This is a genomic window from Providencia rustigianii DSM 4541 (assembly GCF_000156395.1).
Classification (GTDB): domain Bacteria; phylum Pseudomonadota; class Gammaproteobacteria; order Enterobacterales; family Enterobacteriaceae; genus Providencia; species Providencia rustigianii.
Genome location: NZ_GG703826.1, coordinates 13680 through 14718 on the forward strand (window position 1 = coordinate 13680; position 1039 = coordinate 14718).

At 45.8% G+C, this 1039-nt stretch carries 2 protein-coding genes; both read left to right on the forward strand.

Going from position 1 to position 1039, the window contains the following annotated elements; translation table 11 throughout:
• On the forward strand, positions 1-607 hold a 607-nt coding region (locus PROVRUST_RS18465; protein ID WP_006816438.1), incomplete at its 5' end, for a phage tail sheath C-terminal domain-containing protein.
• A gap of 2 nt (positions 608-609) precedes the next feature.
• Positions 610-1039 (forward strand): phage major tail tube protein (locus tag PROVRUST_RS18470; RefSeq protein WP_006816439.1); only part of this gene is annotated, 430 nt, incomplete at its 3' end.

A 1039-nucleotide genomic window follows, 5' to 3' on the forward strand; every position in this document is an offset into this window, starting at 1 on the left:
CTGGGACACAGTCGCTAATGCAGAAAGTAATATCTATGCAACGGCAACTGCATTGGGGTTACGTGCAAAAATCGACAACGAGATGGGCTGGCATAAAACGTTATCTAACGTAGGGGTCAATGGTGTCACGGGTATTTCTGCCGATGTGTCATGGGACTTGCAAGACCCAGCCACGGACGCTGGTTTGCTTAACGAAAACGATATCACGACACTGATCCGTAATGATGGATTTAAATTCTGGGGTTCTCGTACTTGTTCCGATGATCCATTATTTGCCTTTGAATCTTACACGCGTACCGCACAAGTGCTGGCAGATACCATCGCAGAAGGTCAGGCATGGGCGGTTGACAAGCCACTGACACCAACGCTAGTGAAAGACATTATCGACGGTATCAACGCGAAATTACGCGCCATGACAAACCAAGGGTATTTGTTGGGCGGTGAATGCTGGTTTGATGAAAAAATCAACGTTAAAGAAGAGTTGAAGAGTGGCAAAGCCTATCTTGATTATGACTATACACCAGTTGCACCACTCGAAAACTTGATGTTGCGCCAGCGGATCACTGATCGTTATTTGTTAGATTTCAGCTCGAAAATTAAGGGGTAGTCATGGCGTTACCACGCAAGTTTAAACACATGAACATCTTTAATGATGGTCAAAATTATATGGGTATTGCCGAGGAAGTCACTTTACCCAAACTGACTCGTAAATTTGAAGCGTATCGCGGCGGCGGCATGAATGGCTCAGCTCAAATTGATATGGGGCTGGATGATGGCGCGTTAGATATGGAGATTACTCTTGGCGGGATGGAGGCTCAAATCTACCGCCAGTGGGGAATTGAAACTATTGATGGTGTCCAACTGCGATTTAATGGGTCAGTCCAACGTGATGATATTGGAGAAGTCCAAGCAGTTGAAATCGTCGTACGTGGTCGATACAGCGAAATTGACTCCGGTAACGTGAAAGAGGGGGATAACTCTCAAACCAAACTGAGCGTAAAACCGACTTATTTCCGACTGGAAATGAACGGTGAAAAGC